19 protein-coding genes are annotated in these 26,736 nt (G+C 73.5%); 9 read left to right on the top strand and 10 right to left on the bottom strand.

Annotated features, from left to right (window positions below):
* Window positions 1–167 precede the first annotated feature (167 nt).
* The 4 genes from ACZ5VC_RS28855 to yczE all read right to left on the bottom strand — a co-directional run bounded on the left by ACZ5VC_RS28855 (window position 168) and on the right by yczE (window position 3,709).
* Window positions 168–542 carry an RNA polymerase-binding protein RbpA gene (locus ACZ5VC_RS28855; RefSeq protein WP_026278069.1) on the bottom strand — a complete coding sequence of 125 codons (375 nt, stop codon included), beginning with the start codon at window positions 540–542 and terminating at the stop codon, window positions 168–170.
* Window positions 543–796: 254 nt separating this feature from the next.
* Window positions 797–2,164 carry an MFS transporter gene (locus tag ACZ5VC_RS28860; protein WP_469122910.1) on the bottom strand — a complete coding sequence of 456 codons (1,368 nt, stop codon included), beginning with the start codon at window positions 2,162–2,164 and terminating at the stop codon, window positions 797–799.
* Window positions 2,165–2,234: 70 nt separating this feature from the next.
* Window positions 2,235–2,999 carry a glycerophosphodiester phosphodiesterase gene (locus tag ACZ5VC_RS28865; RefSeq protein ID WP_469122911.1) on the bottom strand — a complete coding sequence of 255 codons (765 nt, stop codon included), beginning with the start codon at window positions 2,997–2,999 and terminating at the stop codon, window positions 2,235–2,237.
* Entirely contained in the window at window positions 2,996–3,709 is a 714-nt protein-coding gene (yczE, locus tag ACZ5VC_RS28870) for a membrane protein YczE (RefSeq protein WP_469122912.1), read from the bottom strand. The genes ACZ5VC_RS28865 and yczE overlap by 4 nt, the downstream gene beginning before the upstream one ends.
* A gap of 64 nt (window positions 3,710–3,773) precedes the next feature.
* Here yczE and ACZ5VC_RS28875 point away from each other — a divergent pair, with 64 nt between their 5' ends.
* A complete protein-coding gene (locus ACZ5VC_RS28875; RefSeq protein WP_469122913.1) occupies window positions 3,774–5,291 on the top strand; it encodes an SCO1417 family PLP biosynthesis transcription factor in 1,518 nt (505 codons plus the stop codon).
* A gap of 180 nt (window positions 5,292–5,471) precedes the next feature.
* Here ACZ5VC_RS28875 and ACZ5VC_RS28880 read toward each other — a convergent pair whose 3' ends face one another.
* Both ACZ5VC_RS28880 and ACZ5VC_RS28885 read right to left on the bottom strand, forming a co-directional pair.
* Window positions 5,472–7,052 (bottom strand): hypothetical protein, encoded by a 1,581-nt coding sequence (locus tag ACZ5VC_RS28880; protein WP_469122914.1) that lies wholly within the window; start codon window positions 7,050–7,052, stop codon window positions 5,472–5,474.
* Between the two features lie 36 nt (window positions 7,053–7,088).
* Window positions 7,089–7,283 carry a hypothetical protein gene (locus tag ACZ5VC_RS28885; RefSeq protein ID WP_215073481.1) on the bottom strand — a complete coding sequence of 65 codons (195 nt, stop codon included), beginning with the start codon at window positions 7,281–7,283 and terminating at the stop codon, window positions 7,089–7,091.
* A 330-nt stretch (window positions 7,284–7,613) separates the two neighbouring features.
* On the opposite strand from ACZ5VC_RS28885, the gene ACZ5VC_RS28890 reads away from it, so the two are divergent.
* The 4 genes from ACZ5VC_RS28890 to ACZ5VC_RS28905 all read left to right on the top strand — a co-directional run bounded on the left by ACZ5VC_RS28890 (window position 7,614) and on the right by ACZ5VC_RS28905 (window position 14,362).
* Window positions 7,614–8,006: an ankyrin repeat domain-containing protein gene (locus ACZ5VC_RS28890; RefSeq protein WP_469122915.1), complete on the top strand. Its 393-nt coding sequence runs from the start codon at window positions 7,614–7,616 to the stop codon at window positions 8,004–8,006.
* A 231-nt stretch (window positions 8,007–8,237) separates the two neighbouring features.
* The gene (locus ACZ5VC_RS28895; protein ID WP_469122916.1) at window positions 8,238–9,665 is read left to right on the top strand and encodes a HEAT repeat domain-containing protein; all 1,428 of its coding nucleotides are present in this window, start codon (window positions 8,238–8,240) and stop codon (window positions 9,663–9,665) included.
* 936 nt (window positions 9,666–10,601) lie between these two features.
* Window positions 10,602–10,775: a hypothetical protein gene (locus tag ACZ5VC_RS28900; RefSeq protein ID WP_469122917.1), complete on the top strand. Its 174-nt coding sequence runs from the start codon at window positions 10,602–10,604 to the stop codon at window positions 10,773–10,775.
* A complete protein-coding gene (locus ACZ5VC_RS28905) occupies window positions 10,772–14,362 on the top strand; it encodes a hydantoinase B/oxoprolinase family protein (RefSeq protein ID WP_469122918.1) in 3,591 nt (1,196 codons plus the stop codon). Before ACZ5VC_RS28900 ends, ACZ5VC_RS28905 begins: the two co-directional genes overlap by 4 nt.
* Here ACZ5VC_RS28905 and ACZ5VC_RS28910 read toward each other — a convergent pair whose 3' ends face one another.
* Genes ACZ5VC_RS28910 through ACZ5VC_RS28925 form a run of 4 tightly spaced genes read right to left on the bottom strand, consistent with a single transcriptional unit; the run spans window position 14,363 to window position 17,913 of the window.
* Entirely contained in the window at window positions 14,363–15,223 is an 861-nt protein-coding gene (locus ACZ5VC_RS28910; protein WP_469122919.1) for a 5-oxoprolinase subunit C family protein, read from the bottom strand. It abuts the gene before it with no gap.
* The gene (gene pxpB, locus ACZ5VC_RS28915; protein WP_469122920.1) at window positions 15,220–15,846 is read right to left on the bottom strand and encodes a 5-oxoprolinase subunit PxpB; all 627 of its coding nucleotides are present in this window, start codon (window positions 15,844–15,846) and stop codon (window positions 15,220–15,222) included. Before pxpB ends, ACZ5VC_RS28910 begins: the two co-directional genes overlap by 4 nt.
* A complete protein-coding gene (locus ACZ5VC_RS28920; protein ID WP_469122921.1) occupies window positions 15,843–16,607 on the bottom strand; it encodes a LamB/YcsF family protein in 765 nt (254 codons plus the stop codon). Before ACZ5VC_RS28920 ends, pxpB begins: the two co-directional genes overlap by 4 nt.
* Before the next feature lie 25 nt (window positions 16,608–16,632).
* Window positions 16,633–17,913: an MFS transporter gene (locus ACZ5VC_RS28925; protein WP_469122922.1), complete on the bottom strand. Its 1,281-nt coding sequence runs from the start codon at window positions 17,911–17,913 to the stop codon at window positions 16,633–16,635.
* Between the two features lie 142 nt (window positions 17,914–18,055).
* Between ACZ5VC_RS28925 and ACZ5VC_RS28930 the strand changes: the two genes are divergently transcribed.
* The 4 genes from ACZ5VC_RS28930 (at window position 18,056) to ACZ5VC_RS28945 (ending at window position 26,720) form a co-directional block, all read left to right on the top strand.
* Complete coding sequence (locus ACZ5VC_RS28930) at window positions 18,056–18,772, top strand: GntR family transcriptional regulator (protein ID WP_469122923.1); 717 nt, start codon at window positions 18,056–18,058, stop codon at window positions 18,770–18,772.
* A 90-nt stretch (window positions 18,773–18,862) separates the two neighbouring features.
* On the top strand, window positions 18,863–20,389 hold the full coding sequence (locus ACZ5VC_RS28935) for a hypothetical protein (RefSeq protein WP_469122924.1): 1,527 nt from the start codon (window positions 18,863–18,865) through the stop codon (window positions 20,387–20,389).
* A 511-nt stretch (window positions 20,390–20,900) separates the two neighbouring features.
* Window positions 20,901–21,824: a hypothetical protein gene (locus ACZ5VC_RS28940; RefSeq protein WP_469122925.1), complete on the top strand. Its 924-nt coding sequence runs from the start codon at window positions 20,901–20,903 to the stop codon at window positions 21,822–21,824.
* Between the two features lie 27 nt (window positions 21,825–21,851).
* Window positions 21,852–26,720: a hypothetical protein gene (locus ACZ5VC_RS28945; protein ID WP_469122926.1), complete on the top strand. Its 4,869-nt coding sequence runs from the start codon at window positions 21,852–21,854 to the stop codon at window positions 26,718–26,720.
* Window positions 26,721–26,736 lie beyond the last annotated feature (16 nt).

Consider the following 26,736-nt stretch of genomic DNA (forward strand, 5'->3'; position numbering starts at 1 on the left):
CGCACGGCCGCGGGCGACCTGGGCTGATCGGTTCGATGTGAGATACGGCCCCGGGGCTCTCCCCCCGGGGCCGTTCGCTTTCACCCACACCCCCCCCCCCCCCCCCCCCCCCCCCCCCCCCCCCCCCCCCCCCCCCCGCGGCTCTGTTTCGGCCTGAAGTGGTGCGCTTAGGCGGACTTCCGGCTGTCGCGCGGATGCACGGCAATGTTCATGGCACCGGAGCGCAGGACGGCCAGCCTCTCGGCCAGCACCTCCTCCAGCTCTTCGCGGGTGCGCCGCTCCATGAGCATGTCCCAGTGCGTACGCGCGGGCTTGCCCTTCTTTTCCTCGGGGCCGTCCCCGTCTACGAGGAGTGCCTGGCTTCCGCAGACCTTGCACTCCCACTCCGGCGGAATCTCCGCCTCGACCGAGAAGGGCATCTCAAAACGATGTCCCTTCTCGCATGCGTACTCCACCGCCTGGCGCGGGGCCAGATCGATGCCGCGGTCGGTCTCGTAGCTGGTCACCACGAGGCGCGTGCCGCGAAGAGCTCGCTCACTCATGAATCGTGCCTCCCGGGCTTGTCGCCCACAGGACAGGTGTCGCTGTCGTCGTCATCCGGTCAACGTCCGGTCGGCGGTAAAGATTCCCGTTGCGGGTCATGCGTCGCCCGTCGTGCCGCCCCTTGTTGTACCCACCAGTGCCCGGTTTGTCACATCTGGCAGCAGATGTCACCCAGCGTCTTCACTTTTAGAGCACGCAGTAACGGTCCGCCTGGCAGGCCAAAGGCGTACACTACCGGTTTTCACTTCAACGGCTAAATCCGTTCCGGAACCGGGTTTCCCGCAGCGGCCACCGCACGCCTCACGGGTACCCGCGCCAGCAGCGCGAAACCCAGTCCGAAGAAGATCACCAGCGAGATGATGGCATCCCGATAACTGCCGGTCAGCTGGTACGCGAGGCCGAACACCAGGGGCCCCAGCCAGCTCAGACCGCGATCGCTCATCTCGTAGGCCGAGAAATACTCGGCCTCCTTGCCGCGCGGCACCAGGTGTGAGAACAGCGAGCGCGACAGTGCTTGACTGCCCCCGAGGACCAGGCCGATCGCCGCCGCCATGCCGAAGAACCAGACCGGCGCCCCGGCCGGCAGGAAGTACCCGGCGGCCAGGATCAGCGTCCAGACGGCCAGCGAACCCAGGATCGTGCGCTTGGCGCCGTACGACCGGGCCAGCCGTCCCATCCCGAGCGCACCCGCCACTGCAAGGATCTGGACCAGCAGGACCGCGGTGATGAGCGTCGTCTGGTCGAGACCCAGCTCCTCGGAGCCGTAGATCGACGCCTGCGAGATGACCGTCTGCACGCCGTCGTTGTAGATGAGGTAGGCGAGCAGGAAGGACAGCGTCAGCGGATGGCGGCGCATGTCCTTGAGGGTCGCCGTCAATTGGCTCCACCCGCCGCCGACCGCGCCCTCGCCGCCCTGCACCACCCGTCGGTCGCGCAGCCGCCGCAGCGGTACGAGCGTGAACGCGCCCCACCACAGGCCCGCCGACGCCAGACAGATCCGGATCGCCGTCCCCTCCGACAGGCCGAAGGAGTCGTGGCCCGAGTACAGGACCAGATTGAGGACCAGCACCAGCGCGCCCGACGTGTAGCCGAAGGCCCAGCCGCGCGAGGAGACCGCGTCCCGCTCGTCCGGCTCCGCGATCTGCGGCAGATAGGCGTTGTAGAGCGCCATCGACACGGCGAGCGAGGCGTTCGCGACGATGAGGAGGAAGACGCCCAGCAGATAGCGGTCACCCTCGAGGAAGAACATCCCCGTCGTCGCGGCCGCCCCGAGATACGCCGCGACGGCCAGCAGCGGCTTCTTGCGCCCCGTACGGTCCGCGGCCGCGCCCACGGCCGGCATCGCCAGCACGGCCACCACGATCGAGGCCGACACGGCGTACGCGAACAACGACCCCGCGCGGACCGGGATGCCCAGTGGATGGACGAACCCCTCCGCGTCCGCCCCCGCCTTGGCGACCGAGGTCAGATAGGGGCCGAGGAAGACCGTCAGCACGCTCGTCGAATAGACCGAACACGCGAAGTCGTAGAAATACCAGCCGCGTTGCTCGCGTCTGCGGTCGCCGGGACCGGCGGTGTGCCCGCCGGCGGCTCCCTCTGTGTCGACGGTGTCGCCGCTCACGCCCGCGCCCCCTCGTTCGTCCCCGTGGCGAAACGCCCCGCCCGGAGGGCCGGACCCGGACTCCCGGTCGTCAGACCCAGACTCCCCGGTCGGTGAGCACCGTGCGCAGCGTCTCCAGATGATCGGTCATGATGCCATCCACCCCCAGGTCGAGGAGAGTGCTCATGCGCTCCGGATCGTTGACCGTCCACACATGGACCTGAAGGCCGCGGGCGTGGGCCGTATCGACGAACCGGCGGTCCACCACCCGTACGCCGTTCTGGCTCTCCGGGACCTGCGCGGCGACCGCGCCCCTCCGCAGCGCCGCCGGGATCCCGTACGACCGCAGACGCAGACCGAGCACCCCGCCCACGCCGTACGACGTGGCCAGCCGGGGACCCGCCAGCCGCAGCGCCCTCGTCACCCGCCCCTCGTTGAACGAGCCCACGCACACCCGGTTCCAGGCGCCCCTGCGGCGTATCAGCTCGATCAGCGGCGCGAGGGCCGACTCCGCCTTGATGTCGACGTTCCAGCGGGCGTCGGGGAACTCCTCCAGAAGGTCCTCGAACAGCGCCAGCGGCTCCTTGCCCGCCACCCGCGCCTCGCTCACCGCGCTCCACGGCAGGTCCCGGATCCGGCCGCGGCTGTCCGTGACCCGGTCAAGGGTCGCGTCGTGGAAGGCGACCAGCGCGCCGTCCGCCGTCGTGTGCACATCCGTTTCGAAGTAGCGGTATCCGGCCGCGGCGGCCCGCCTGAAGGCGGCCGCGGTGTTCTCGAGACCCTCGGCCGTTCCGCCCCGGTGGGCGAACGGGATGGGCGCGGGGTGGTCCAGGTAGGGGTGGCGTACGCGAGTCACCGCCGCAGTATCGCCTGCTCCGGGGTCCCGGAGGCGACCACGGTGCTGCCGTCGCCCTGAGCGGGGATGGCGAAGACGCGCAGGAAGACCTGCGCGAGCGGGCCGATGGCGAGCGCGTAGAGGACCGTGCCGACGCCCAGCGAGCCGCCGAGCAGGAAGCCGGTGACGACCACGGCCACCTCGATCGCCGTCCGGACCAGCCGGATCGAGCGGCCGGTGGCCCTGTGCAGACCGGTCATGAGCCCGTCACGGGGCCCGGGGCCGAAGCGGGCCGCGATGTACAGACCCGTCGCCACCCCGTTGAGGACGATGCCGGTCGCCATCACCGCGATCTGCGCGGTGAGACCGTGGCCCTCCACGTCCGGGACGAGGGCGAGGGTGCCGTCCATCGCGATACCGATCGCGAAGACGTTGGAGACCGTGCCCAGGCCCGGCTTCTGCCGGATCGGGATCCACAGCAGCAGCACCGCCGCGCCCACGATGATGGAGACCACGCCGATCGTCAGACCCGTGAGCTCGGCGAGGCCCTGATGGAGCACGCCCCACGGCTCCAGCCCGAGGCCGCCGCGGACCAGAAGGGCCGAACTGACCCCGTACAGAGCCAGTCCGACGTAGAGCTGAAGCAGGCGACGGGTGAGATGCCGGCCGGAGCGGCCGGAGGCGTCGGACAAGGTGTGCCCCCCTGGTGTGGTGGTAGTGGACTGGTTCATGACACTCTGTGGCTGTGGATCGGATGCCAACCAGGTCCAATTCGAGGAAGGTGGACTGAGTTCCATGGCGCAGTGGACTTCGGCGGTGGGACCGGCTCAGCTGGCCCGGCAGCTCAGCGCGCAGCAGCCCCGGCCCGCGGGCCCCGGCACCCGCAAGCCTCCCGCCTACCGCGGACTGGCCGACGGGATCCGCCTGCTCGTGCTCGAAGGACGGGTCCCCGTGGCCGCCCGGCTGCCCGCCGAGCGCGAGCTGGCACTGGCACTGTCCGTGAGCCGCACGACGGTCGCCGCGGCGTACGAAGCCCTGCGCGCGGAGGGCTTCCTCGAGTCCCGGCGCGGCGCCGGGAGCTGGACCGCCGTACCCGCGGGGAACCCGCTCCCCGCCCGTGGTCTCGAACCCCTGCCCCCCGAGTCCCTCGGCTCCATGATCGACCTCGGGTGCGCGGCACTGCCCGCCCCCGAGCCCTGGCTCACCCGCTCCATCCAGGGCGCGCTCGAGGAACTGCCGCCGTACGCGCACACCCACGGGGATTACCCGGCCGGCCTGCCCGCGCTCCGGCAGATGCTCGCCGACCGGTACACCGAGCGCGGCATCCCCACGATGCCCGAGCAGATCATGGTGACCACCGGTGCGATGGGGGCCATCGACGCCATCTGCCATCTCTTCGCCGGGCGCGGGGAGCGCATCGCCGTCGAATCCCCCTCGTACGCCAACATCCTCCAGCTCATGCGCGAGGCCGGCGCCCGGCTGGTGCCCGTGGCCATGGCCGAGGGGCTGACCGGCTGGGACCTGCCCCGCTGGCGCCAGGTGATGCGGGACGCGGCGCCGCGCCTCGCGTATGTCGTCGCCGACTTCCACAACCCGACCGGAGCGCTCGCCGACGAGGACCAGCGGCGGCAGCTCGTCGACGCGGCCCGCTCGGCGGGGACCGTTCTCGTCGTCGACGAGACCATGTCCGAGCTCCACCTCGACGACGTGGAGATGCCCCGGCCCGTCTGTGCCTTCGACCCCGCCGGCAGCACGGTCCTCACCGTCGGCTCGGCCAGCAAGGCCTTCTGGGCGGGCATGCGCATCGGCTGGGTCCGCGCGGCGCCCGACGTGATCCGCTCTCTGGTCGCCGCCCGCGCCTACGCGGACCTGGGCACGCCCGTCCTGGAGCAGCTGGGTGTCAACTGGCTGATGGGGACGGGTGGTTGGGAGGAGGCGGTGGCGATCCGCCGCGACCAGGCGCGGGAGAACCGGGACGCTCTGGTCGGCGCGGTCCGCGCGCAGCTGCCGGACTGGGAGTTCGTCGTGCCCAAGGGCGGGCTGACCCTCTGGGTCCGCACCGGAGGGCTGTCGGGCTCCCGGCTGGCAGAGGCCGGCGAGCGCGTGGGCGTCCGGGTGCCGTCGGGACCGCGCTTCGGCGTCGACGGGGCCTTCGAGGGATATGTCCGCCTGCCGTTCACGGTGGGCGGCCCGGTCGCCGAGGAGGCGGCGGCGCGGCTGGCGGCGGCGGCGCGGCTGGTGACGTCGGGTGGTGCGGGGACGGCGGCGGGGGCGGGGCCGGGTGCGGAGCCGCCGAGGACGTTCGTGGCGTAGGCCTTGGGCGGCCGGGGGGGCGGCCGGTCGGTCCGGTCACCGCGTGGGTGGGGCGGGGGTAAGCGTCCCGCCGGCTGAGGGCGACTGGGCCGCCGGGGTGGGGATCCGGTCCCCCCGGACGGCGTCCGGGGGAGGGTGGGCGCAGCCGCACGGCCGGCTGCCGGCAAGCCGCGGCCCGGGTCAGCCCTCCGCCGGGACCGGGGGCAGGGACTCCGCTGCCGGGCCCGGGTCCGGGCCGGGGACGGAGCCCATGGGTGCCTGTCGCTCGGGCAGCAGGTCCAGGACCGCCTGGCGGTGTGCCTCGCTCGTCTCGTCGTCGTACGGATCGGGCGTGGCCGGGACCTGGAGCCGCAGGACCTCCCCCGTACCCAGCCGGGCGTACCCGCGGCCCGGGGGGACGGTCGGCGTGGGGGTCGTGTGGGGCTCGGCGCCCAGGACGGACGCGATCTGCTGCGCTGACGCGGGCCCCAGGACGACCCGGGCGCGCGTGTGCGTCCGTACCGTCTCGCTCAGCGCCTCCACGCAGTCGAACTGCTCGGCCACGACCACCGTCACCTGGGCCGTCCTGCCGTGGCGCAGGGGCACCTGGAGGAGCTCCTGCGGGTCGGGCCGCCCGTCGGCCGCCGCGAGGTGGCCGAGGACGCTCGGGCGGTCCAGCAGGATCCACAGCGGGCGCTTGGTGTCGTCGGGGGGCGGGTGGCCCGCCTGGCGCGCCCGGTTCGCGGCGATCAGGCGGCGTTCGGTCTCGTGGGCCGCCCACTCCAGGCTTCCCAGCGCCCCGGCGAGCCCGCACTCGACCGTGAGGACCCCGGCGCGGCCGGTGAGGCATGCGTACTCCCCGGTGCCGCTGCCCTCGACGATCAGTACGTCGCCGTGCGGCAGGGCCTGGAGGGCGAGCGAGCGCAGCAGTGTGGTCGTGCCGCTGCCGGGCTGGCCGACGACCAGCAGGTGCGGCTCGGTCGAGCGCGGGCCGGTGCGCCAGACGACCGGGGGCGCGTCAAGAGGGCCGTCGTCGGTCGTGACCGGGACCGTGCGCGGGACGGCGCCGGCGTCGGTGAAGCCCAGCACCGTCTCGCCGGGAGCGGTGACGAAGTGCTGGGCGGCGATCGTGGTGGGCAGGGCCGGCAGCACGCTCATGTGGAGCTGGTTGCCCTCCTCGTCCCAGTCGAAGAGGTACTCACGGCCGCGCCCCGACTTGGCGCGCAGCAGCTGTTCGATGCGGGCCCGGGCGGTCGGCTCGCCGTCGGTGAAGTACGCCGGGTAGGCGATCCGCAGCCGGGTGGGCCGCCCGCCGTCGTCGAAGGCGTGGTCGGCGAAGACGGCCGACCAGTCGCCGCCGTGGGTGAAAAGCGGCGCCGGGTCCTCCGGCACGGAGAAGTACGGGACCAGTGCCTCGTACAGGCCCCGGAGGCGCTCTCGCTCGGATTCGTCGGGACCGGTCTTGGCGACCGTGCGCTCACGCCCCTTCCACGCGGCCGCCGCCATCACCGAGACCAGGGCGAGAAGCGGCCCGTACGGCACGAGGGCGACGACCAGGACACAGGCCGCGACCAGGAACAGCAGGGGACCACGCCGGTCTGTGGGGGTCGCGGCCCACTTGGCACGCACGAGGGCGGCCAGCCTCCGCAGACCACGAGTGATCATGATCAGCGGATGGAGGACGTCGGTGGCGCTGTCGGCGGCCGTGCGCGCGATCTCTCGGCTGCGAGCGATCTGGGCGCTGCCGCTGCTCAGAATGCGGGGAAGTGGTCGCCGGGCCACGTCGTACTCCTGAGGTGTGGAAGGGGGCGCGAGGCGTCAGAAGTTGATCCCGCCCAGGAGGCTGGCCAGGCTCTGGCCGCCTGCCGTGATACTCGGCGCGATCGCGGTGCCCGCGAGGTAGAAGCCGAAGAGCGAGCAGACGAAGGCGTGGGAGGCCTTGAGCCCGTCCTTCTTGAAGAACAGGAAGCAGATGATTCCGAGCAGCACCACACCTGAGATGGACAGGATCATGAGAGTTCTCCTGGTTGAGGGGGACAGTCACCATGAGTCCTTCCAGGTTCACAGGAAGTATCTATGCGATAAAAGGTGCTAATGGGTGAAAGTCGGACGTTTTCACTTGACTGGCCGATGGGCGGCGACCCCCCCGGGTGGCGGCCTGGTACGCGAGCCTTTCCGGGGACGGTTGGGGGGACGCCGGGCCGGGAAGGGTCGCCGTGATCTTTGCCATGGACGGGCCGGGTCATGTCGCCGGGCGCGCAGTACCCTGTCGATTCACTCGTACGGCGGCCCTGCCGTGCAGGTCAGCATGGGAAACGAAGCAAGCGAGAGGTGGTCGGTCCGATGAGCGAAGCCCCGGACTCCGAGGTGATCGAGCTGGCGTCCAAGATCTTCGATCTGGCGCGCCGGGGGGAGGCGGAGGCGCTCGCCGCATACCTCGACGCCGGCGTCTCCGCGAACCTCACCAACGACAAGGGTGACTCGCTGGTGATGCTCGCCGCCTACCACGGCCACGCCGGGGCGGTGGAGGCCCTGCTCGCCTGGGGCGCCGACGCCGACCGCGCCAACGACCGCGGCCAGACTCCGATCGCGGGCGCCGTCTTCAAGGGCGAGGACGCGGTCGTCCGTGCGCTCCTCGACGGCGGCGCGAATCCGGAAGCCGGGACTCCGTCCGCCGTGGACACCGCACGTATGTTTGGGAAGACGGAACTCCTGGAGCTGTTCGCCTCCCGGTGAACGGGGGTTGAACCGCAGGTGAGAGCCGTGCCGTAAATGTGGTCGCGGTGGCGAAATGGGTGGGTCATCATGACGTCGAGCCCGCATGGGGCCACCGACGAGAGGCAGAGGAAGATGGGAAACAGCAAGCGGAAGACGACGGGCGGCCACACATGTTGCTGCGCGGCCTAGGCGATCACCTTGTTCCGGTATTCCCCGGTTGCGTCGACAGCTTGATGTGAGGCATCTTCCATGTTCGATCCAGTCATAGCGCCGAGCGGCACCCTGCTCGGCCTGCTGCAGAGAGGCCGCGGCGACGGCACACTGCACGCGCTCGCGGCGCCTCGCGCCGAAGCGCTGGCCGCCCTCAACCACTGCGTTCTCCAGGACCCCCGCCACGACTGGCAGGTCGAGAACCGCTCCCTCTACTACGCCCGTCTCTTCCTGGACCTGCACGGCGGTCTCCAGGAGATCGAGGCCCACCTCTTCTGCGCCGAGGACCACTTCGAGGACGAGGAGTCGAGGACCGGGCTCGCGCTCGCCGTCCTCGGACACCTCGCCTCCTACGGCCGCAAGGATGCCCTGGTGCTGCTGCGGCGCTACGCCGCCACCGGTGCCAACTGGGCGTGGGCCCTCGACGAGCTCGCCCTGCGCGACGACGACTCCGGGCTGCGCTCCCTCGCCCTGCCGGTCCTCGCCCGTTTCCCGGCGACGCCGGAGGGCGCGGCCGAGCTGGGCGCCGCCGTACGGGACGCCTTCGAGCCCCGGCCGTGGCGGCTGTGGGCCGAGGACCCCCGGGACGCGGTCGGCGCCCGGGTGCGAGCCGCCCAGGAGCAGGGCTCCTTCGACCGCTGGCAGCGGCAGATGCGCCCCAGCGGCCCCCGGCCCGGCTGGAGCGTCCAGGCCGTCTTCGACTGGGCCCAGCAGGGTCTGGAGCGCGGCAGCCCGCTGCATGTGCCGGCCGCCCGCTGCCTCACCGCCGTCGCGGGCCCCGAGGACCGGCCCCTGATCCTCGACGCCGCGCGCGGCGGCCCCGACGGCGCCCGGTGCGCCGCTCTCCACTACCTCGCCGAATCACGCGACCCCGCCGTGCTCGACCTGATCGAAGCCGCCGCGGGCAGCGCCTCCCGTACCGTCGCCGAAGCCGCCGTCAGCGCCTTCGAGCGCATGTGCGGCGAGGACGCGGTCGACCGGGCCCGAGGCTGGATCCACCGGCCCGACGCGCTCGGCGCCTCCGCCGCCGGCGTCCTCGCCTGCCGCGGCGGCGCCCAGGACGCCCAGCTCGTCCTCGGCGCCCTGCGCGAGACCGTACGGGCCGAAGGCCCCGACGCCACGCCCCTCTACACCCTCGTGGACGGCGCGGGCCGGCTCGGCATCGCCTGTGCCGCGCCCGTACTGCGCCATGTCTACCGGGAGACCTCGTCCTCGCAGCTGCGCGGACGCACGGCCCGCGCCCTCGCCGCGACCGACCCGACCTTCCCCATCGGCTTCGCCGTCGAATGCCTGTGGGACTGCGAGGAGACGACCCGCGAGGTCGCCGCGCTCCACGCCGAGACCGGCGATGTGCGGGTGGCCGAGCGCCTGCGGCGACTCGCCGCGGACCCGGCCGAGGAGGCCGACGTACAGCTGGCGGTACGGAGCCGCATCGGCGGAGGCGGCCAGGAGACACCCGCCGTGTGAGCGGGGTGGCCGGGCGGGACCGGAGCGCGTGCGACAGGCCGCGTGACCGGGCGCCGAACAGGCCGGAGTGACGTTCCCGCGGTGTGACCGGCCGGCGGGACGGGGGAACGGCCGCCCTTCGGCACGGCAACACTGCGGCAGCCAGCCAGCCAGCCAGCCAGCCAGCCAGCAGGCCAGTCAGCCCGCCCACAGCGGCAGCCATCACGCGCGGCACGGCGCGGAAGGACGATCCGGCAAGCGGTCCCATGTCCTTGGCTCGGGGCCGTATGAAACGCGGCTTCCCCGCATGCCTCGCACGGGCCGGGGTCAAACGCTCATAGGACGTTCCCCGCCCGGAAAGATCCACGTTGGCGCAGCCACGCTGGGCGCGACGACAACACGAGTACGCGTGTCGTCATCGTCACCGAATCTTTCCCCCCGACGTCAACGGTGTGGCGCACTGCGCGGTCGGATTCCGGCCCGACATCGCGGCCGTCGTCGTCGGCGTCAACGACACCCTCAGACGCCCCCTCGACATCGAGGAGTTCGCCCTGCGCATCGACCGGGTCTGCGCGGACCTCACCGGGCGCGGGGCCGTGCTTCTCACCGCCTGTCTGCCCGACCCGGGCCGGATGCTCGCTCTGCCCGCCCCGCTCGCCCGGCCGCTTGCCCGCCGGCAGCGGGCCGTCAACGCCGTGATCCACGCGCTGTCCGCCCGCTACCGCGCCGTGCACGCGCATCTCGCGGACGTGGCCCGGGTCGACGACCGGAGGAAGTGGAACGCCGACCGGGGCCGCACCCCGGCGAGCGCGGCCACCGGATGGTCGCCAGGCGGTTTCACGCGCTGCTGGACGCCGAGGGCCTGGCCCGTGGCCCGGCGCCGGGCCACGAACCGGAAGAGCAGCCCCCCAGCCGTACGGACACCCGCACTGGCCGGCCACCGCCGGCACCGGCTGGGTGGCCCGGCGGTGCCACGACCTGCTGCCGCAGCTCCTGCGGCTGGCCGGCGCCGGACTGCGCCACCGGGCCGACGGCACCGGCGCCCGCCTCGACCGCCATGCCGAACACGCGCTGAGCGCCGCACTCGCGGCGGTGTCCCTGGACGTTCCGACGGCCAGAATGGGGGAATGAGCGGGCGCTGGGAGTTCTGGATCGACCGTGGCGGCACCTTCACCGATGTCGTCGGCCGCAGGCCCGACGGCCGGCTCGTGACCCGCAAGCTGCTCTCCCACGATCCGGAACGCCGTCAGGACGCGGCCGTCGCCGGGATCCGGCTGCTGCTCGGGCTCGGCCCCGACGACGCCGTACCGGCCGACCGGATCGACATGGTCAAAATGGGCACGACCGTGGCCACCAACGCCCTGCTGGAGCGGGGCGGCGAGCCCACCGTGCTGGTCATCACCCAGGGTTTCCGGGACGCGCTGCGGATCGCGTACCAGAACCGGCCCCGGCTCTTCGACCGCCGCATCCTGCTCCCGGAGGCGGTCTACGAACGTGTCGTCGAGGTCCCGGAGCGGATCGACGCGCACGGTGGCGTCGTGCGTCCCCTCGAAGAGGAGCCGGTGGCCGAGCAGTTGAGGGCCGCCCACCGGGACGGCTTCCGCAGCGCCGCCGTCGTCCTGACGCACGGATACCGCAACCCCGGCCACGAGACGCGTGTCGCCGCCCTCGCCCGCTCCGCCGGCTTCACCCAGGTCAGTTGCTCCCACGAGGTCAGCCCGCTGATCAAACTGGTGCCGCGCGGCGACACGACGGTCGTCGACGCGTATCTGTCGCCGATCCTGCGCCGCTATGTCGACGAGGTCGCCGCCGAACTCGCCGGGATCCGGCTGATGTTCATGCAGTCCAACGGAGGCCTGCGGGAGGCGGCGCACTTCCGCGGCAAGGACGCCGTCCTGTCCGGGCCGGCCGGTGGTGTCGTCGGCATGGCCCGTACGTCACGGCAGGCGGGATTCGACCGCGTCATCGGCTTCGACATGGGCGGCACCTCCACCGATGTGTCGCACTACGCGGGCGAGTTCGAGCGTGAACTGGGTACACAGGTGGCCGGCGTGCGGATGCGCGCGCCGATGATGAACATCCACACCGTCGCGGCGGGCGGCGGTTCGGTCCTGCACTTCGACGGCCGCCGCTACCGCGTCGGCCCCGACTCGGCGGGCGCGGTCCCCGGCCCGGCCTGCTACCGGCGCGGCGGGCCGCTCACGGTCACCGACGCCAACGTGATGCTGGGCCGCGTCCAGCCGGACCACTTCCCCGCCGTCTTCGGGCCCGGCGGCGACCAGCCGCTCGACGCCGAGGTCGTCCGCGAGCGCTTCCGGGTCCTGGCCGACGAGGTGGGCGGCGGCCGCTCGCCCGAAGAGGTCGCCGCGGGCTTCCTGGAGATCGCCGTCCTCAACATGGCGAACGCCGTCAAGAAGATCTCCGTCCAGCGCGGCCACGACGTCACCCGCTACGCCCTCACCAGCTTCGGCGGCGCCGGAGGCCAGCACGCCTGCGCCGTCGCCGACGCCCTCGGCATCGACACCGTGCTCGTACCGCCCCTGGCCGGGGTGCTCTCCGCGTACGGCATCGGACTCGCCGACGCCACCGCCATGCGGGAGCGGTCGGTCGAGGCGGAGCTGGACGGCGAGGCGCTCGACCGGGTCCGGGAGGTGTGCGCGGAACTCGGCGAACGGACCCGGCAGGAGCTGCGCGCCGACGGCCTCCCGGACGACGCCATCACGACACGCGCGCGCGTTCTGCTGCGCTACGCGGGTACGGACGCGAGCCTGCCCGTGCCGCTGGCCTCCGCCGAGGAGATGCGCGAGACCTTCACCGCCACCCACCGCGCGCGCTACGCCTTCACCATGGACAAGCCGCTGATCGTCGAGGCGGTCTCGGTGGAGGCCGTCGGCCTGGCCGGACCGCACGGACCCGCGGCGGTCGGCGAGGCTGCCAGGAAGGGCGCGCCGGGGCCGCGTGCGACGGTACGGATGTACGCGGAAGGCGCACCGGCCGACACCCCGCTGTACCGGCGCGAGGACCTGCGGCCCGGGGACACCGTCCCCGGGCCCGCGATCGTCGCGGAGGCCGACGCCACCACCGTCGTCGACCCGGGCTGGACGGCCTCGGCGGGCGACACGGGGCATCTGCTCCTGAGCCGCGCGACTCCGCGCCCGGCCAGGGTCGCCGTCGGCACGGACGTCGACCCGGTCCTCCTGGAGGTCTTCAACAACCTCTTCATGGCCATCGCCGAACAGATGGGCGTGCGCCTGGAGAACACCGCTCACTCGGTCAACATCAAGGAACGGCTCGACTTCTCCTGCGCCCTGTTCGACGCGGAGGGCAACCTGATCGCCAACGCGCCGCACATCCCCGTACACCTCGGCTCGATGGGGGAGTCCATCAAGGAGGTGTTGCGCCGCAACGGCCCGTCGATGCGGCCGGGGGATGTGTACGCCATCAACGACCCGTACCACGGCGGCACCCATTTGCCCGATGTCACCGTTGTGACACCGGTCTTCAGCGATTCCGGGGAGGAGCTGCTCTTTCTCGTCGCCACGCGCGGACACCACGCGGAGATCGGCGGCATCACGCCCGGCTCCATGCCCGCCTTCAGCCGGACCGTCGACGAGGAGGGTGTGCTCTTCGACAACTGGCTGCTCGTGCGGGACGGGCGGCTGCGCGAGAGCGAGACCCGCGCTCTGCTCACCGGCGCCCCGCATCCCTCCCGCGACCCGGACACCAACCTCGCCGACCTGCGCGCCCAGGTCGCGGCCAACGAGAAGGGCATCGAGGAACTACGGGCCATGGCGGCCCACTTCGGGCTCGATGTCGTCCACGCCTACATGCGGCACGTACGGGACAACGCCGAGGAGTCCGTGCGGCGCATCGTGGCCGGCCTGCGGGACGGCGCCTACCGCTACGAGACGGACAACGGAGCCGTCATCGAGGTCGCCGTGCGCGTCGACCGGGACCGGCGCGGCGCCGTCCTCGACTTCACCGGCACCTCGCCCCAGCAGCCCGGCAACTTCAACGCGCCCACCGCCGTGGTGATGGCCGCGGTGCTGTACGTCTTCCGCACCCTCGTCGCCGACGACATTCCGCTCAACAGCGGCTGCCTGGTTCCTCTCGACGTGCGCGTTCCGGACGGCTCGATGCTCGCGCCCGCCCACCCGGCCGCGACGGTCGCGGGGAACGTGGAGACCTCGCAGGCGGTGACGGGCGCCCTGTACGCGGCGCTCGGCGTCCAGGCAGAGGGCTCCGGCACCATGAACAACGTGACCTTCGGAAACGACCGTGTGCAGTACTACGAGACAGTGGCGAGCGGTTCCGGCGCGGGCGACGGCTTCGACGGCGCCGACGCCGTGCAGACCCATATGACCAACTCCCGCCTGACCGACCCCGAGATCCTGGAGTGGCGCTTTCCGGTGCGCGTGGAGAGTTTCACGGTACGGCGCGGCAGCGGCGGGCGCGGCCGGTGGCACGGGGGCGACGGAGTGGTCCGCCGGATCCGCTTCCTGGAGTCGATGACGGTGGCTCTGCTCACCGGCCACCGCCGGACCGCCCCGTACGGGATGGCCGGCGGGGCCCCCGGCGCGCTCGGCGAGAACCGGGTCGAGCGGGCCGACGGCACCGTCGAGGTCCTTGGCGGCGTCGACACGGTCGAGGTCGGTCCGGGCGACGTACTGGAGGTCCGCACGCCGGGAGGCGGCGGCTACGGCCGCCCGGCGGACTGATCAGAGCACCACGAACCGCAGCGGCGTGCCCGGTACGGCCTGCGCCGCCGCGCCCAGGTCGCGTTCGCGGACCACCGCCACCACCGGATATCCGCCCGTGGTCGGATGGTCGGCGAGGAACACCACGGGACGTCCGTCCGGCGGGACCTGGACCGCGCCCAGCACCATGCCCTCGCTCGGCAGTTCTCCGGCGACGGCCCGTTCGAGCCGTGGGCCCTCGGTGCGCAGACCGATCCGGTTGCTCGCCGCCGAGACCCGGAACGCGCTCCCGGAAAGGAGCCGCCGTGCCGCGTCCGGGAACCAGTCGTGGCGGGGCCCGAGCCGCACCCGCAGCACCACCTCGTCCGGCGGTCCGGGCCAGGGCACCGGATCGAACCGGGCCGGGCGGCCCGACGGCGTCCCCAGCGGCAGTACGGCGCCGTCGCCGAGCGGCTCGGGACCGAGGCCGGACAGCAGATCGGTGGAACGGCTCCCGAGTACCGGCCGGACCGCGACGCCGCCCGCGAAGGCCACATAGGAGCGCAGGCCGCGCGCCGCGGGGCCGATGTCGAGCAGGCCGCCCGCCGGGACCCGTACGGCCGTGCCCCACGCGGCAGGGCGCCCGTCGACCGTCACCGGACAGGGCGCCCCGCCCACCGCGACGGTCACCGTGCGACGCGGCCGCACGGCGCAGCCGTTGACCGTGGTCTCCAGCACCGCCGCGCTCTCCGGATTGCCCACGAGCCGGTTGACGAGACCCGCCGCGTGCGGATCGAGGGCACCGGAGCGCGGCACCCCCAGATGGGCGTGGCCGGGCCGCCCGAGATCCTGCACCGTGGTGAGCGCCCCGGCCCGTACGACCGCGAAGGCCCGGTCGGTCATCGCTGCTCCGCCGGCTCGGGCACGAAACGGACCCTGGTCCCGGGCGCCAGCAGTGCGGCCGGCTCCCGCGCCGGATCCCAGAGCAAGGCCCGGGTCGTGCCGATCAGCTGCCAGCCGCCGGGCGACGAGCGGGGGTAGACGCCGGTGTACGGCCCGGCCAGCGCGACCGAACCGGCCGGGACGGAGGTACGGGGAGTGGCCCGACGGGGCACGGCGTACCGCTCGGGCAGCCCGGTCAGATAGCCGAAGCCGGGCGCGAACCCGCAGAAGGCGACCCGGAATTCGGTCGCCGAGTGGATCCGTACGGCCTCTTCCACTCCGACTCCCCACAGCGCGGCGACTTCGGCGATGTCGGGACCGTCGTAGCGGACGGGGACCTCGATCGCGGGCGTCGCGCGCGCGTGCGGCGGTGGAACGGTCCACGAGACGATTTGCGCGGCGAGCCCGCCGGGCTCGTCGACACCGTCGAGCAGGACGGTCCGGGCGGCCGGCACGATCTCCCGCACCGGCGGCAGCGCACCGGACGCGCGGCGGCGCAGCAGCTCGGCGTGGAACGCCTCGGTCTCCTCACCGCTGTCCAGCTCGACGAGCAGGGCCCGGTCACCGACCGGCAGGGTCCTCATACGAACGCCTCGACGCGGATCCCGGACGCCTCCATCCGGTCGCGGACGCGGCGGGCGAGCTCCACCGCGCCCGGGGTGTCCCCGTGCAGGCAGAGCGAGCGTGCCCGTACGGCGATGGACCGCCCGCAGCGGGAGGCCACGACCCCGAAGCGCGCCAGGGAGACGGAACGCTCCACAACGGTCTCCGGGTCGGTGATGACGGCGCCCTCCTGCCCCCGTGGCACCAGGGTGCCCTTCGACGTGTACGCCCGGTCGGCGAACGCCTCCGGGACTGCCGGCAGCCCTTCCTTCTCGGCCACGGCGTGCAGCAGGGAACCGGGAAGCCCGAGCACCGGAAGCCGTTCACCGGCCAGCAGCACCCCGTCCACCACGGCCCGTGCCTGCTCCTCGTCGTGAACGACGCGGTTGTAGAGCGCACCATGGGGTTTCACGTACGACACCCTGGAGCCGGCCGCCCGGGCGAAGACCTCCAGCGCGCCGATCTGGTAGGCCACTTCGGCGGCCAGCTCGTCCGGCGGGACGTCCATGGAACGCCGCCCGAAGCCCGCCAGATCGCGGTACGAGACCTGGGCGCCGATCCGTACCCCGCGCTCGGCCGCCAGGGAGCAGACGCGCCGCATGGTGACGGCGTCCCCGGCGTGAAAGCCGCAGGCGACGTTCGCGCTGGTGACGACGGAGAGCAGTCGCTCGTCGTCGGTCAGTTCCCAGCGGCCGAAGCCCTCTCCGAGGTCGGCGTTGAGGTCCATCGAGGCCCAGGTCATCGTCGTGTCTCCCGTCGTGCGCGGATCAGACCAGCTCGCGGCCGCGGGTCTCCGGCAGCCCCAGCAGCGCCAGCACGGCGATGCCGTAGCCGACGGCGCCGAAGACCAGCGCGCCGCCCACGCCCCAGCTGTCGGCGAGGAAGCCGACGAGGGTCGGGAACAGCGCGCCCACGGCGCGCCCGGTGTTGTAGGTGAATCCCTGCCCGGTGCCGCGTACCGCCGTCGGGTACAGCTCGGCGAGGAAGGAGCCGAACCCACTGAAGATCGCCGACATGCAGAATCCGAGCGGGAACCCGAGGAAGAGCAGCAGGGTGTTCGCCCCGGAGGGGAGGTGGGTGTAGGCGAGGACGCACACCGCGGACAGCACGGCGAACAGCGCGATGTTCTTCTTCCGGCCCAGCCGGTCCGTCAGATAGCCCCCGGTCAGATAGCCGATGAAGGCGCCGGAGATCAGGAACGTGAGGTAGCCGCCGGTGCCCACGACGGTCAGCCCGCGCTCGGTCTTCAGGAAGGTCGGCACCCAGGTGGCGAGCGTGTAGTAACCGCCCTGCACACCCGTGGACAGCAGCCCCGCGAACAGCGTGGTGCGCAGCAGGTCCCGCTTGAAGATCGTGGTGAAGGAGCCGCGCGCGGCGCTGGTGAGTCGGGCCTCGGCGGCCTCCGGCGCGTCCTGCACATTGCGCCGTACGTAGACGACCAACAGGGCCGGCAGCGCGCCCGTCCAGAACATCACGCGCCATGCGGTGTCCGCGTCCAGGAAGTGGAACACCAGCGTGTAGACGACCACGGCGAGGGCCCAGCCGGCCGCCCAGGCGCTCTGGACGCCACCGAGCGTACGGCCCCGGTGCTTGGCAGAGGCGTACTCGGCGACCAGGATCGCGCCGACCGCCCACTCGCCGCCGAAACCGAGGCCCTGGAGGGCGCGGAGGACCAGCAGCGTCTCGTAGTTGGGTGCGAAGCCGCACAGGACGGTGAAGAGCGCATAGGTGATCACCGTGATCATCAGCGCCTTCACCCGCCCGATGCGGTCGGCGAGGATTCCGGCGACGGCGCCGCCGATGGCCGAGACGACCAGGGTGACCGTCGTGAGCAGGCCTGTCTGGCCGCTGTCGAGGCTGAAGTAGGCGGAGATCGCCACCATGGACAGCGGCAGCGTGAAGAAGTCGTAGGAGTCCAGGGCGTATCCGCCGAAGGCGCCGCCGAACGCGCGCCGTCCGCGCGGGCCGAGGGCGCGCAGCCAGGCGAACGCACCGGTGTCCTCGGGCAGTTCATCGTGCGCGGATCGGTAGGTCCGGGTCGTACTCATGTGCACCTCGCAGAGGGGGAGGAGCGTGCTGAGTGGGTGACCACAAGGTAGGGGATCGTTGAACGATCCGACAAGAGTCGTGTTGTCTCGTTCTTGTTTCTGCGCTTGACTCGCCGCGGGACGACGGAAGGGAAGAGGCGCTGTGGGCACAGGCGGGGCCGAAACCGGCGCGCTGGCGGACGACCGCCCGCTGCTGGGACGTACGAGCACGGCGGAACGCGTCGCCGACATCCTGCGCACGCGGATCGCGGAGGGCTTCTTCCCGCCCGGCGCGCGCCTCTCGGAGGAGAGCATCGGCGGCGCGCTCGGTGTGTCCCGTAACACACTGCGCGAGGCGTTCCGGCTGCTCACCCACGAGCGGCTGCTCGTCCACGAGCTCAACCGGGGCGTTTTCGTCCGGGTCCTCGCCGTCGACGACGTCGTGGACATCTACCGCACCCGCCGGCTCGTCGAGTGCGCCGTCGTCCACGGCCTCGGCGCCCCGCCGTTCACGCTCGACGGGCTCGTCGCCGCCGTGGCCGACGGCGAGCGGGCCGCCCGCGCCAAGGACTGGAAGGGCGTCTCGACCGCCAACATCCACTTCCACCGGGAACTGGTGGCCCTCGCGGGCAGCGCCCGCACCGACGAGCTGATGCGCGGGGTGCTCGCCGAACTGCGTCTCGCCTTCCATGTCGTCGACGACCCACGCGGCCTGCACGAGCCCTATCTCATACGGAACCGGGAGATTCTGGACGCCCTTCGGGGAGGCGAACGGTCCGCCGCGGAGCGGCTGCTGGCCCGCTATCTCGACGACTCCAGGGCCCAGCTCGTCGACGTGTACGCGCGGTTGGTCGAAGAAGGGGACAAAAGGGATATCTAAGCAGGTGTGCCGCCCTGAGCGGTGGCAGGCACCGCGGTCGCTTCTGCGCCGTTTCGACCGGTGTCAGTGCGAGGACCTAATCTGTGCAGCGTGACTTCGCCTGCCTCGACGGACTTCGTTCCGCCCCAGCTCAGCGCGGGGCCGCGGCCCGCGCAGGGCCCGGCCGCCGACGAAGGGCTCGCGCGGCGGCTGCGTGCGCTCGCGTGCACCGCGCCCCTGCACGACCTGGACACCCGCAAGGCGAATCTGGCCGGCGAGTACTCGGTCTACGCGATGGCGGAAGTGGCGCTCGCCGCGATCGACCTCGTCACCCTCAACATGGACTTCGACACCGGCGCCGACCACGAGCAGATCGTCGCCCGGCTCCTGCCGCGCGTCGCCGCGCAGGCCCCCCGCCGCCCGGCCGCCGAACACGAGCGGGTCGCCCGCTGGGTGCTGGAGAACCTGATCAACGTCGGCAGCGTGGACCGCGGCTTCCGCGCGGTGTACGGCACGTTCGGCGCGGACGGGGTCTATGTCCGCAGGGACTACGACTTCAAGCTCATCGAGGAAGTCCCCGGCTGCGGCGGCAGCGTCTTTCTCCGCACCACCGACGAAGCGGTCAACGTGCTGGTCGGCGCCCTCGACACGGATGTGACCAGCGCCCAGATCGCCGCCGAGGTGAAGCTGGAGGTGCTGATCAGCCGGGGCCGGCTGGCCGACGCCCAGCTCGCCGCCGAGCAGGCGCGGTACCGGACGGTGCAGTACGCCGAGACGCTCCGCAGGACCCTGGAGGCGACCCGGCGCAATGTCCGCGCGGTCGACTGGCTCAACCAGGTACCCGACATGATCGCCGAGGCGCTCGACCATGTCGCCGACCGCTACCGCCACGAGAACGCGATCCTGACCAACATCCGCAAGGCGCGCGACGAGGCCGAGGACCACGAGCACAAGCGGCGCGCGGCCGAGCTCGTCGACATCGTCAAGGACTGCATCCGGCGCCACACCCAGCTCCAGTCCCGGCTCCTGGAGGCGGGCCCGCTGTTCCGCGCCGAGCAGGACCGCCAGGCCTTCGCCAAGCCCGCCGCGCACAGCGGCACAGACCTGTACGGCCAGCTCCTCGCCCCGCTGCTGCCCCTCCCGGTGGAGCGGGCGATCCGCGTCACCGACGCCTTCTTCGCCCACGGCACCGGCCTGCGGACCCCCGCGTCCGTGCGCGTCGGCGACCTCGTGGACATGCTGCTCACGCCCCCCGTCGAACGCGAGCACCTCGGCGCCGAGATGCCCGAACCGGACCTGATCGCGACCCCCGACGACAGCCGCTTCAGCGAAGAACAGCTGGCGAGCGCCAAAGAGCTGCTCGACCTCGAACACGACGCCCCCCGCCGTCTCTCCGGCCTCCTGGCCGAGGCCCGTCGCCGTGACCCCGAACTCCCCTACCTGGTCGCCCTCCTGGCCGTCCACGCGGCGAGCCCGCCGGTCGGCACGGCCTACCGCCAGGGCGAGGAGCGCCTCCTCTTCGCCGTCGACGACGGCACCGAACTCGACGACCCGGAATTCGGCGGAGCCGACCTCATCGTGGGCACGGCCCTCCTGGACGCGGCGGGCATGGCCGCGGACCGGAAGGAGTCCGCATGAGCGGGGCGGGAGCTCGCACGGGCACGACGGCACCGGGCACCGCGGTGGCGCCCGCGCGGCCGGCGGTACTCGCCGGGCAGGTCCGCCGGGCCGGATGCGGACCGGCGCACGGGGGAGTCGTACGCACCGCTCCGGGCGCCGGGGCGACCGGGGCGGCGTCCGCGCGGGCGGTCGTACTCGCCGGGCATACCGCCAAGCGGGGTGAGGCGCCGGCGTGCGGGGGAGCGGCCGTAGGTTCCTCGCCGGGCGCCGCTGGATTGAGCGCGGCGCCGGGGTCCCGGTGGGCGGTCGTACTCGCCGGGCGCGCCGCCGGGCAGTGTGAGGCGCCGGCGCGCGGGGGAGTCGTACGCACCGCGCCCGCCGCTTCACCGGCGCCGGTGGCCGACGCACCAGCCGTCCCCGCGCGCCGTGGCGGCCCCATCACCCCGCCGCCGGTCCCGGCCCCCACCGGCCGCACCGGCCCCCTTCCCCGTCCCGTCCTCCCCACCTTCCGTACCGAGGAGTCCCCGTCGTGAGTGACCACCACGCAGAGCACGCCGACGCGTGGAGCGAGTCCGACGGGGCACAGGCGGCGTCCGCCGCCACCACGCCGACCGGTTCCGCCGCCGTCACCCCCGTCACCCCGGCCGACGCCGCCGACGCCGCACGGCTCGTCTCCTTCGGGCTGCAGCCCAAGCTGCTGCCGGCCCGCGACGCCGAGTACACCGACCTGCTGCGCCGCTACCGCGAGGAGCCCGCCTTCGCGCGCCTCGCCGACGCCGTCGCGACCGGCCTGGGCCTCGTCGTCCTCGAGGTCTCGCCCCGCGCCGGAATGGCCGTCACCGCCGGTGAGGACTCCGTCTTCGCCGTGCGGATGGGCGACTACGCGCGCCGCGCCTCCGCCGACTCCGCCGACCGGTTCCTGCACGGCCTGGCCCATCTCGCCGTCGCCGCCATGGCGTTCCCCCGCCCCGAGGACCTCGCCGACGACGGTTACATCGGCCGGCTCACCGTCAACGGCGTCGACGCGTTCGTACGCCAGGCCTGCCGCCGCCTGGAGGAGCGCGCCGACGCGGAGGGGGAGAACACCGACCCGGCCTCCGACGCTCCCGGGCTCGAGGCCGCCTGGCGGATCTACGCCCGCCGCAGCGCCACCGGCGCCACCAAGGACGCCCGCCGGCTGGCCGGATCCACCACCGGAATCGTCGGCAAGGCCGTCGCCTTCCTCACCGACTCCGGCTTCCTCCAGCGCACCGGCGACGACGCCGGCGGCTCGTACCGCACCACCGCCCGCTACCAGCTCCAAGTCCGCGACATGGCCGGCAGCGCCGCGATGGCCGAGCTCCTCGAACTCGGCGTCGTCCCCGTCGGCGACGGCACCGCGACCCTGCTGCCGCCGCCCGACGGCGACGACCTCGAGCTCGCCGCCGACGCCGGCCTGCCCTTCCACGCGTAACCACCTCCTGACGACGAGAGTCCGCTGATGTACGAGCTGTCCCGGGTCCGCCTCTACTCCATCGGTCCCGCCGGTGCGCGCTACGCCGACACCGTGCTGGACCTGCGAGGAGTCGGCGAGCCCGTGCCGCACCCCGCCCCCGCGCAGGCGGAGTTCTTCGAGGAGGAGCCGGTCGGGCCGCCCCGCCGCCCCGCACCGGCCGGCGTGCTCTTCCTGGAGAACGGCGGCGGCAAGTCGGTCCTGCTCAAGCTGATCTTCTCGGTCATGCTGCCCGGCCACCGCAACACCCTGGGCGGCGCCAGCTCGGGCGTGCTGCGCAAGTTCCTGCTCGCCGACGACTGCGGCCATGTCGCCCTGGAGTGGCAGCACACCCTCACCGGCGAACTCGTCGTCGTCGGCAAGGCCAGCGAGTGGCGCGGGCGCCAGGTCTCCAACGACCCGCGCAAGTTCGCCGAGGCCTGGTACTCCTTCCGCCCCGGCCCCGGACTCAGCCTCGACTCGCTGCCCGTCGCCGAGGCCACCTCCGTCCGCCCGCCCGTCGAGGGCGCCTCCGGCGCCCAGGGCCGCCGCCGCACGATGAAGGGCTTCCGCGACGCGATCACCGAGGCGGGCAAGGCGTATCCGCACCTGGAGGTGTACTGGGAGGAGATCCACGACCGCTGGAACGAACACCTCGGCGACCTGGGCCTCGACCCCGAACTCTTCCGCTACCAGCGGGAGATGAACGCCGACGAGGGCGAGGCCGCCGGCCTCTTCGCGGTCAAGAAGGACTCCGACTTCACCGACCTGCTGCTCCGCGCGGTCACCGACACCCGCGACACGGACGGCCTCGCCGACCTCGTCAGCGGCTTCGGCAACAAGCTCGGCCGCCGCGCCGAGCTCACCGCCGAGCGCGACTTCACCGCCGGTTCCGTCGACCTCCTCGGCCGGATCGTCGAGGCCGCCGAGACCCGCGCCCGGACCCGCGACATCCACGCCGGTGCCGAGCGCCGCACCCGTACCCTCGCCCGTCGTCTCTCGGCCCGCGCCGGCGAGGAGCGCGGCCGCGCCGCCGAGCTCGCCCAGCAGGTCACCGCCGCCGCCCACACCGTCACCGAGGCCGAGCAGGCCCGCAGCCGCAGCTCCCTGATCTCCGCCGAACTGGCCTACCGCCACGCCTCGCTGGCCCTCACCGCCGCCGAGAAGGGCGCGGCCTCCCAGCGGCGCGAGCTGACCGACGCCCGTACGCTGCACGCCGCCTGGCAGGCCGCCGAATCGGTGCTCCGCCACCGCGCCGCCGCCGACCGTTCCGCGCGTGTCGCCGCCGCCATCCGCGAGGCCGAGCGGGACGCCGCCCCGGCACTCGCCGCGCGTGCCAAGGCCGCGGGCGACCTCGTACGGGCCCTGCACGCCGCCGCCGAGGACGGCGAGCGCCACGCGACCGAGGAGGAGGAGCGCTCCGCCGCCCTCCAGGAGGCCGGCGAGGCCGCGCACCGCGACGCCACCGCCGCCGCCACCGAGGCGCAGCGCGCCCGCAGTGAGGCGGGCCATCTGCGCCAGCGCCTCGCCGAGGTCGAGCAGGAGACCGCCGAGGCGGTTCGGGCCGGCTGGCTCGACGACACCGCCCCCGACGCCGACCCGGCCCGCGCGGCGCTCGCCGCGAGCGATGCCGAGAAGACCGCCGTCGCCACGTGGGACACGGCCCGCGAGGCCGCCCGTACGGCCGCCGAACGTGCCAGGGAGGCCGCCGCCACCGAGAGCCGCGCCGAACTGGCGGCCGCCCGCGCGGCCGACGCGGCCCGCGCCGCGGAGAACGCGTACGGCGCCGAACACCGCGCCGCCGAGTCCCTCGCGTCCGACGAACGGCTCGCGGAACTGCTGAGCCTCCCCACGGCCCCGACCGCGTCGGCGCTTCCCGGCCAGCGCGTCTCGGGCACGGGCCCGGGCGCGGACGGCCCTCTTGCGGCCGGCCCCGGCGACGGCCGCTCCGGATCGGCCGCGGCCGCATACGGCCGGGGTCCAGGTGCCCCCGGCCGGGCCCCCGCCGCGGCGAGCGGCCACGCCCCCGGCTCGGGCACGGCCGCCGACCGCGCCGGCTCCGCAGCCGGCGCCGGGCCCGGGACCGAGCCCGGGCACCCCGAGGGCCCCCTCACCGTCGCGGAGTTCGACCGGTACGCCGACGAGCTGCGGGAACTGCTCGACCAGTCGATCGCCTCCGCCGAGCGAAGCCTCTTCGACCTGCGTACGGCCGCCGCCGACGACTCCCGGATCCTGGGCGCCCTCGGTGACGGCGGGCTGCTGCCGCCCGGCCCCGACGTCCTCGCCACGGTCGAGTACCTCGGAGAGCACGGCATCCCCGCCCTCCCCGGCTGGCGCTACCTCGCGCAGGCCGTCGACCCGGCCGACCACGCGGCGGTACTGGCCGCGCGCCCGGAGCTCGTCGACGGTGTGGTCATCACCGACCCCGTCTCGTACGCCCGCGCCCGTGACGTCCTGGCCCGTGCGGCTCTGCTGCCGCGTTCCGCCGTGGCCGTCGGTACGACCGCCGCGCTGCTCGCGCCCGTGCCCGGACCCGGCACCGGGGAGGACGCGGGTGTCTTCCTCGTACCGCCGAACCCCGCGATGCACGACGAGCACGCCGCCGACGAGGAGCGCCAGGCACTGCGCGCCCGCGCCGCCGCCCGCGACGAGGAGATCCGCACGCTGGCGGCCCGGCTCACGGCCGACCGTTCGCTCGCGGCCCGTATCGGCTCGTGGCGCGCGGACTGCCCGCCGGGCATGCTGACCGAGCTCGCGGAGGCGGCGGCCACCGCACGGGAGGCGGCCGAGGCCGCCGAGGCGGCGCTCGCCGAGGCCCGGGCCGCCCGGACGGAGGCCGACGAGGCCGCCGCCGACACGGCCCGCGTACGCGACGAGCGCCAGGAGGCCGCCCAGCGCGCCCGCCGCGCCGCCGACGCCCTCGCCGGCCTGGCCTTCCGGCTGCGCGAGCGAGCCGGATGGCAGGCGCAACTCCGCGAACTCGCCGACGACGCGGCCGAGTCGGAGGCCCGCGCCCAGACGTTCCTGGAGCGGGCCCGCGCCGCCGACGAGGACCGCCGCGCGGCCCAGCGCGCCGCCGACGACGCCCACCGCACCGCCCGCGCCCTGCGGGCCGAGCGCGCCGAGATCGCGGGCGCCCCGGAAACCCTCCCGGAGGCCGACCCCGACGCCCCGCGCGTCTCCCTGCCCGCGCTGCGTGAGGCGTACCGCGCCGCGTCCCAGCTGTACGAGAAGGTCGGCGTCGGCGCCGACCTGCGCGCCGAGCAGGCCCGGGCCGAGAGCGACGAGAGCGCCGCCCTCGCCGAGCTGGACCGGCTCACCAACAAGGTCCGCACCCGCGCCGAGCACCTCCTCGAATCCACCGACGGCGCCGACGGCCCGTCGCGTCAGGCCGCCGCCGCACGCGCCGAATCGCTCGTGCAGATGCTGGAGACGCGCGCGTCGGAGGCGAGCGAGAAGCTCGGCCGGCTGCGCGGTGAGGCCGAGCGGCTGGCCCCCGCCGACGGCGAGGCGCACACCGAACTCCCCGAGGAGCTCGTCCCCGCCGACGCCGAGCAGGCCCAGACCCTGCTGCGAACCGCCACCACCGAACTCGCCGCCCGCACCGACGCCCTGGAGACCGCCCGCGCCACCCACGCCGGGCTGCTCCAGGCCCACCGCGCGTCCGAGGACGCCGCCGGAGGGTTCGACGAGACGTCGGCCCTCCTGCGCGACCTCCTCCGCGACCACACGGAGGAGGAGCAGGAGGAGACCGAGCCGTACGCCGGCACCCTGGAGGAGGCCCGGCACTCCGCCGCCGAGGCGCGCCGTTCCCTGCGCGGCTGTGCGGCCGACCTGTCCGCCGCCGACGCCGCCGTACGGGAAACCTGTGACGTGCTCGTACGGCACGCCAACTCCACCCGCTACGAACAGGTGCGCACCCCCGCGCGCCAGCAGATCCGCGAACTGCCCGCCGCCGCGCTGCCGGAGCACGCCGCCAAGTGGGCCGAGGCGTTCGCGCCGCGCCTGCGCGTCCTCACCGACGAGCTGGTGCAGCTGGAGCGCAACCGTGACTCCATCGTCGACCGGCTGCGCGGCCTCGTGGAGTCCGCGCTCACCACTCTGCGCTCCGCGCAGCGTCTGTCCCGGCTCCCGGAGGGGCTGGGGGAGTGGTCGGGCCAGGAGTTCCTGCGGATCCGCTTCGAGGAGCCCGACCAGGCCACCCTCACCGAGCGGCTCGGCGAGGTCATCGACGAGGCGACCCGCGCCGCCGTCAAGAAGAACTCCGACCTGCGCAGGGACGGCATGTCACTGCTGCTGCGCGGAGTCCAGGCGGCCCTGGAACCCAAGGGCATCGCCGTCGAGATCCTCAAGCCCGACGCCGTTCTGCGGGCCGAGCGCGTCCCGGTCGGGCAGATGGGCGACGTCTTCTCCGGCGGACAGCTGCTCACCGCCGCCATCGCGCTCTACTGCACGATGGCCGCCCTGCGCAGCAACGACCGGGGCCGCGACAAGCACCGCCACGCGGGCACGCTCTTCCTCGACAATCCGATCGGCCGCGCCAACGCCACCTATCTGCTGGAGCTCCAGCGGGCGGTCTCGGACGCCCTCGGTGTCCAGCTCCTGTACACCACGGGCCTGTTCGACACGACGGCCCTCGCGGAGTTCCCGCTGGTCATCCGACTGCGCAACGACGCGGACCTGCGGGCGGGGCTGAAGTACATCAGCGTCGAGGAGCACCTGCGCCCCGGGCTGCCGCAGCAGAACCCGGACGGCGAACCGGTGCACGGAGAGATCACCGCCACCCGGATGTTCCGCCGCGGTGGGACAGAACCGGCGGCGGCCGTGCCGTCGCGTGAGCCGGCGGGCAACCAGGTGGCTGACCCGGCCTCGGCCTGACGACGGTATCTCCGCG

The sequence above is a fragment of the Streptomyces sp. NPDC033174 genome, assembly GCF_055577795.1.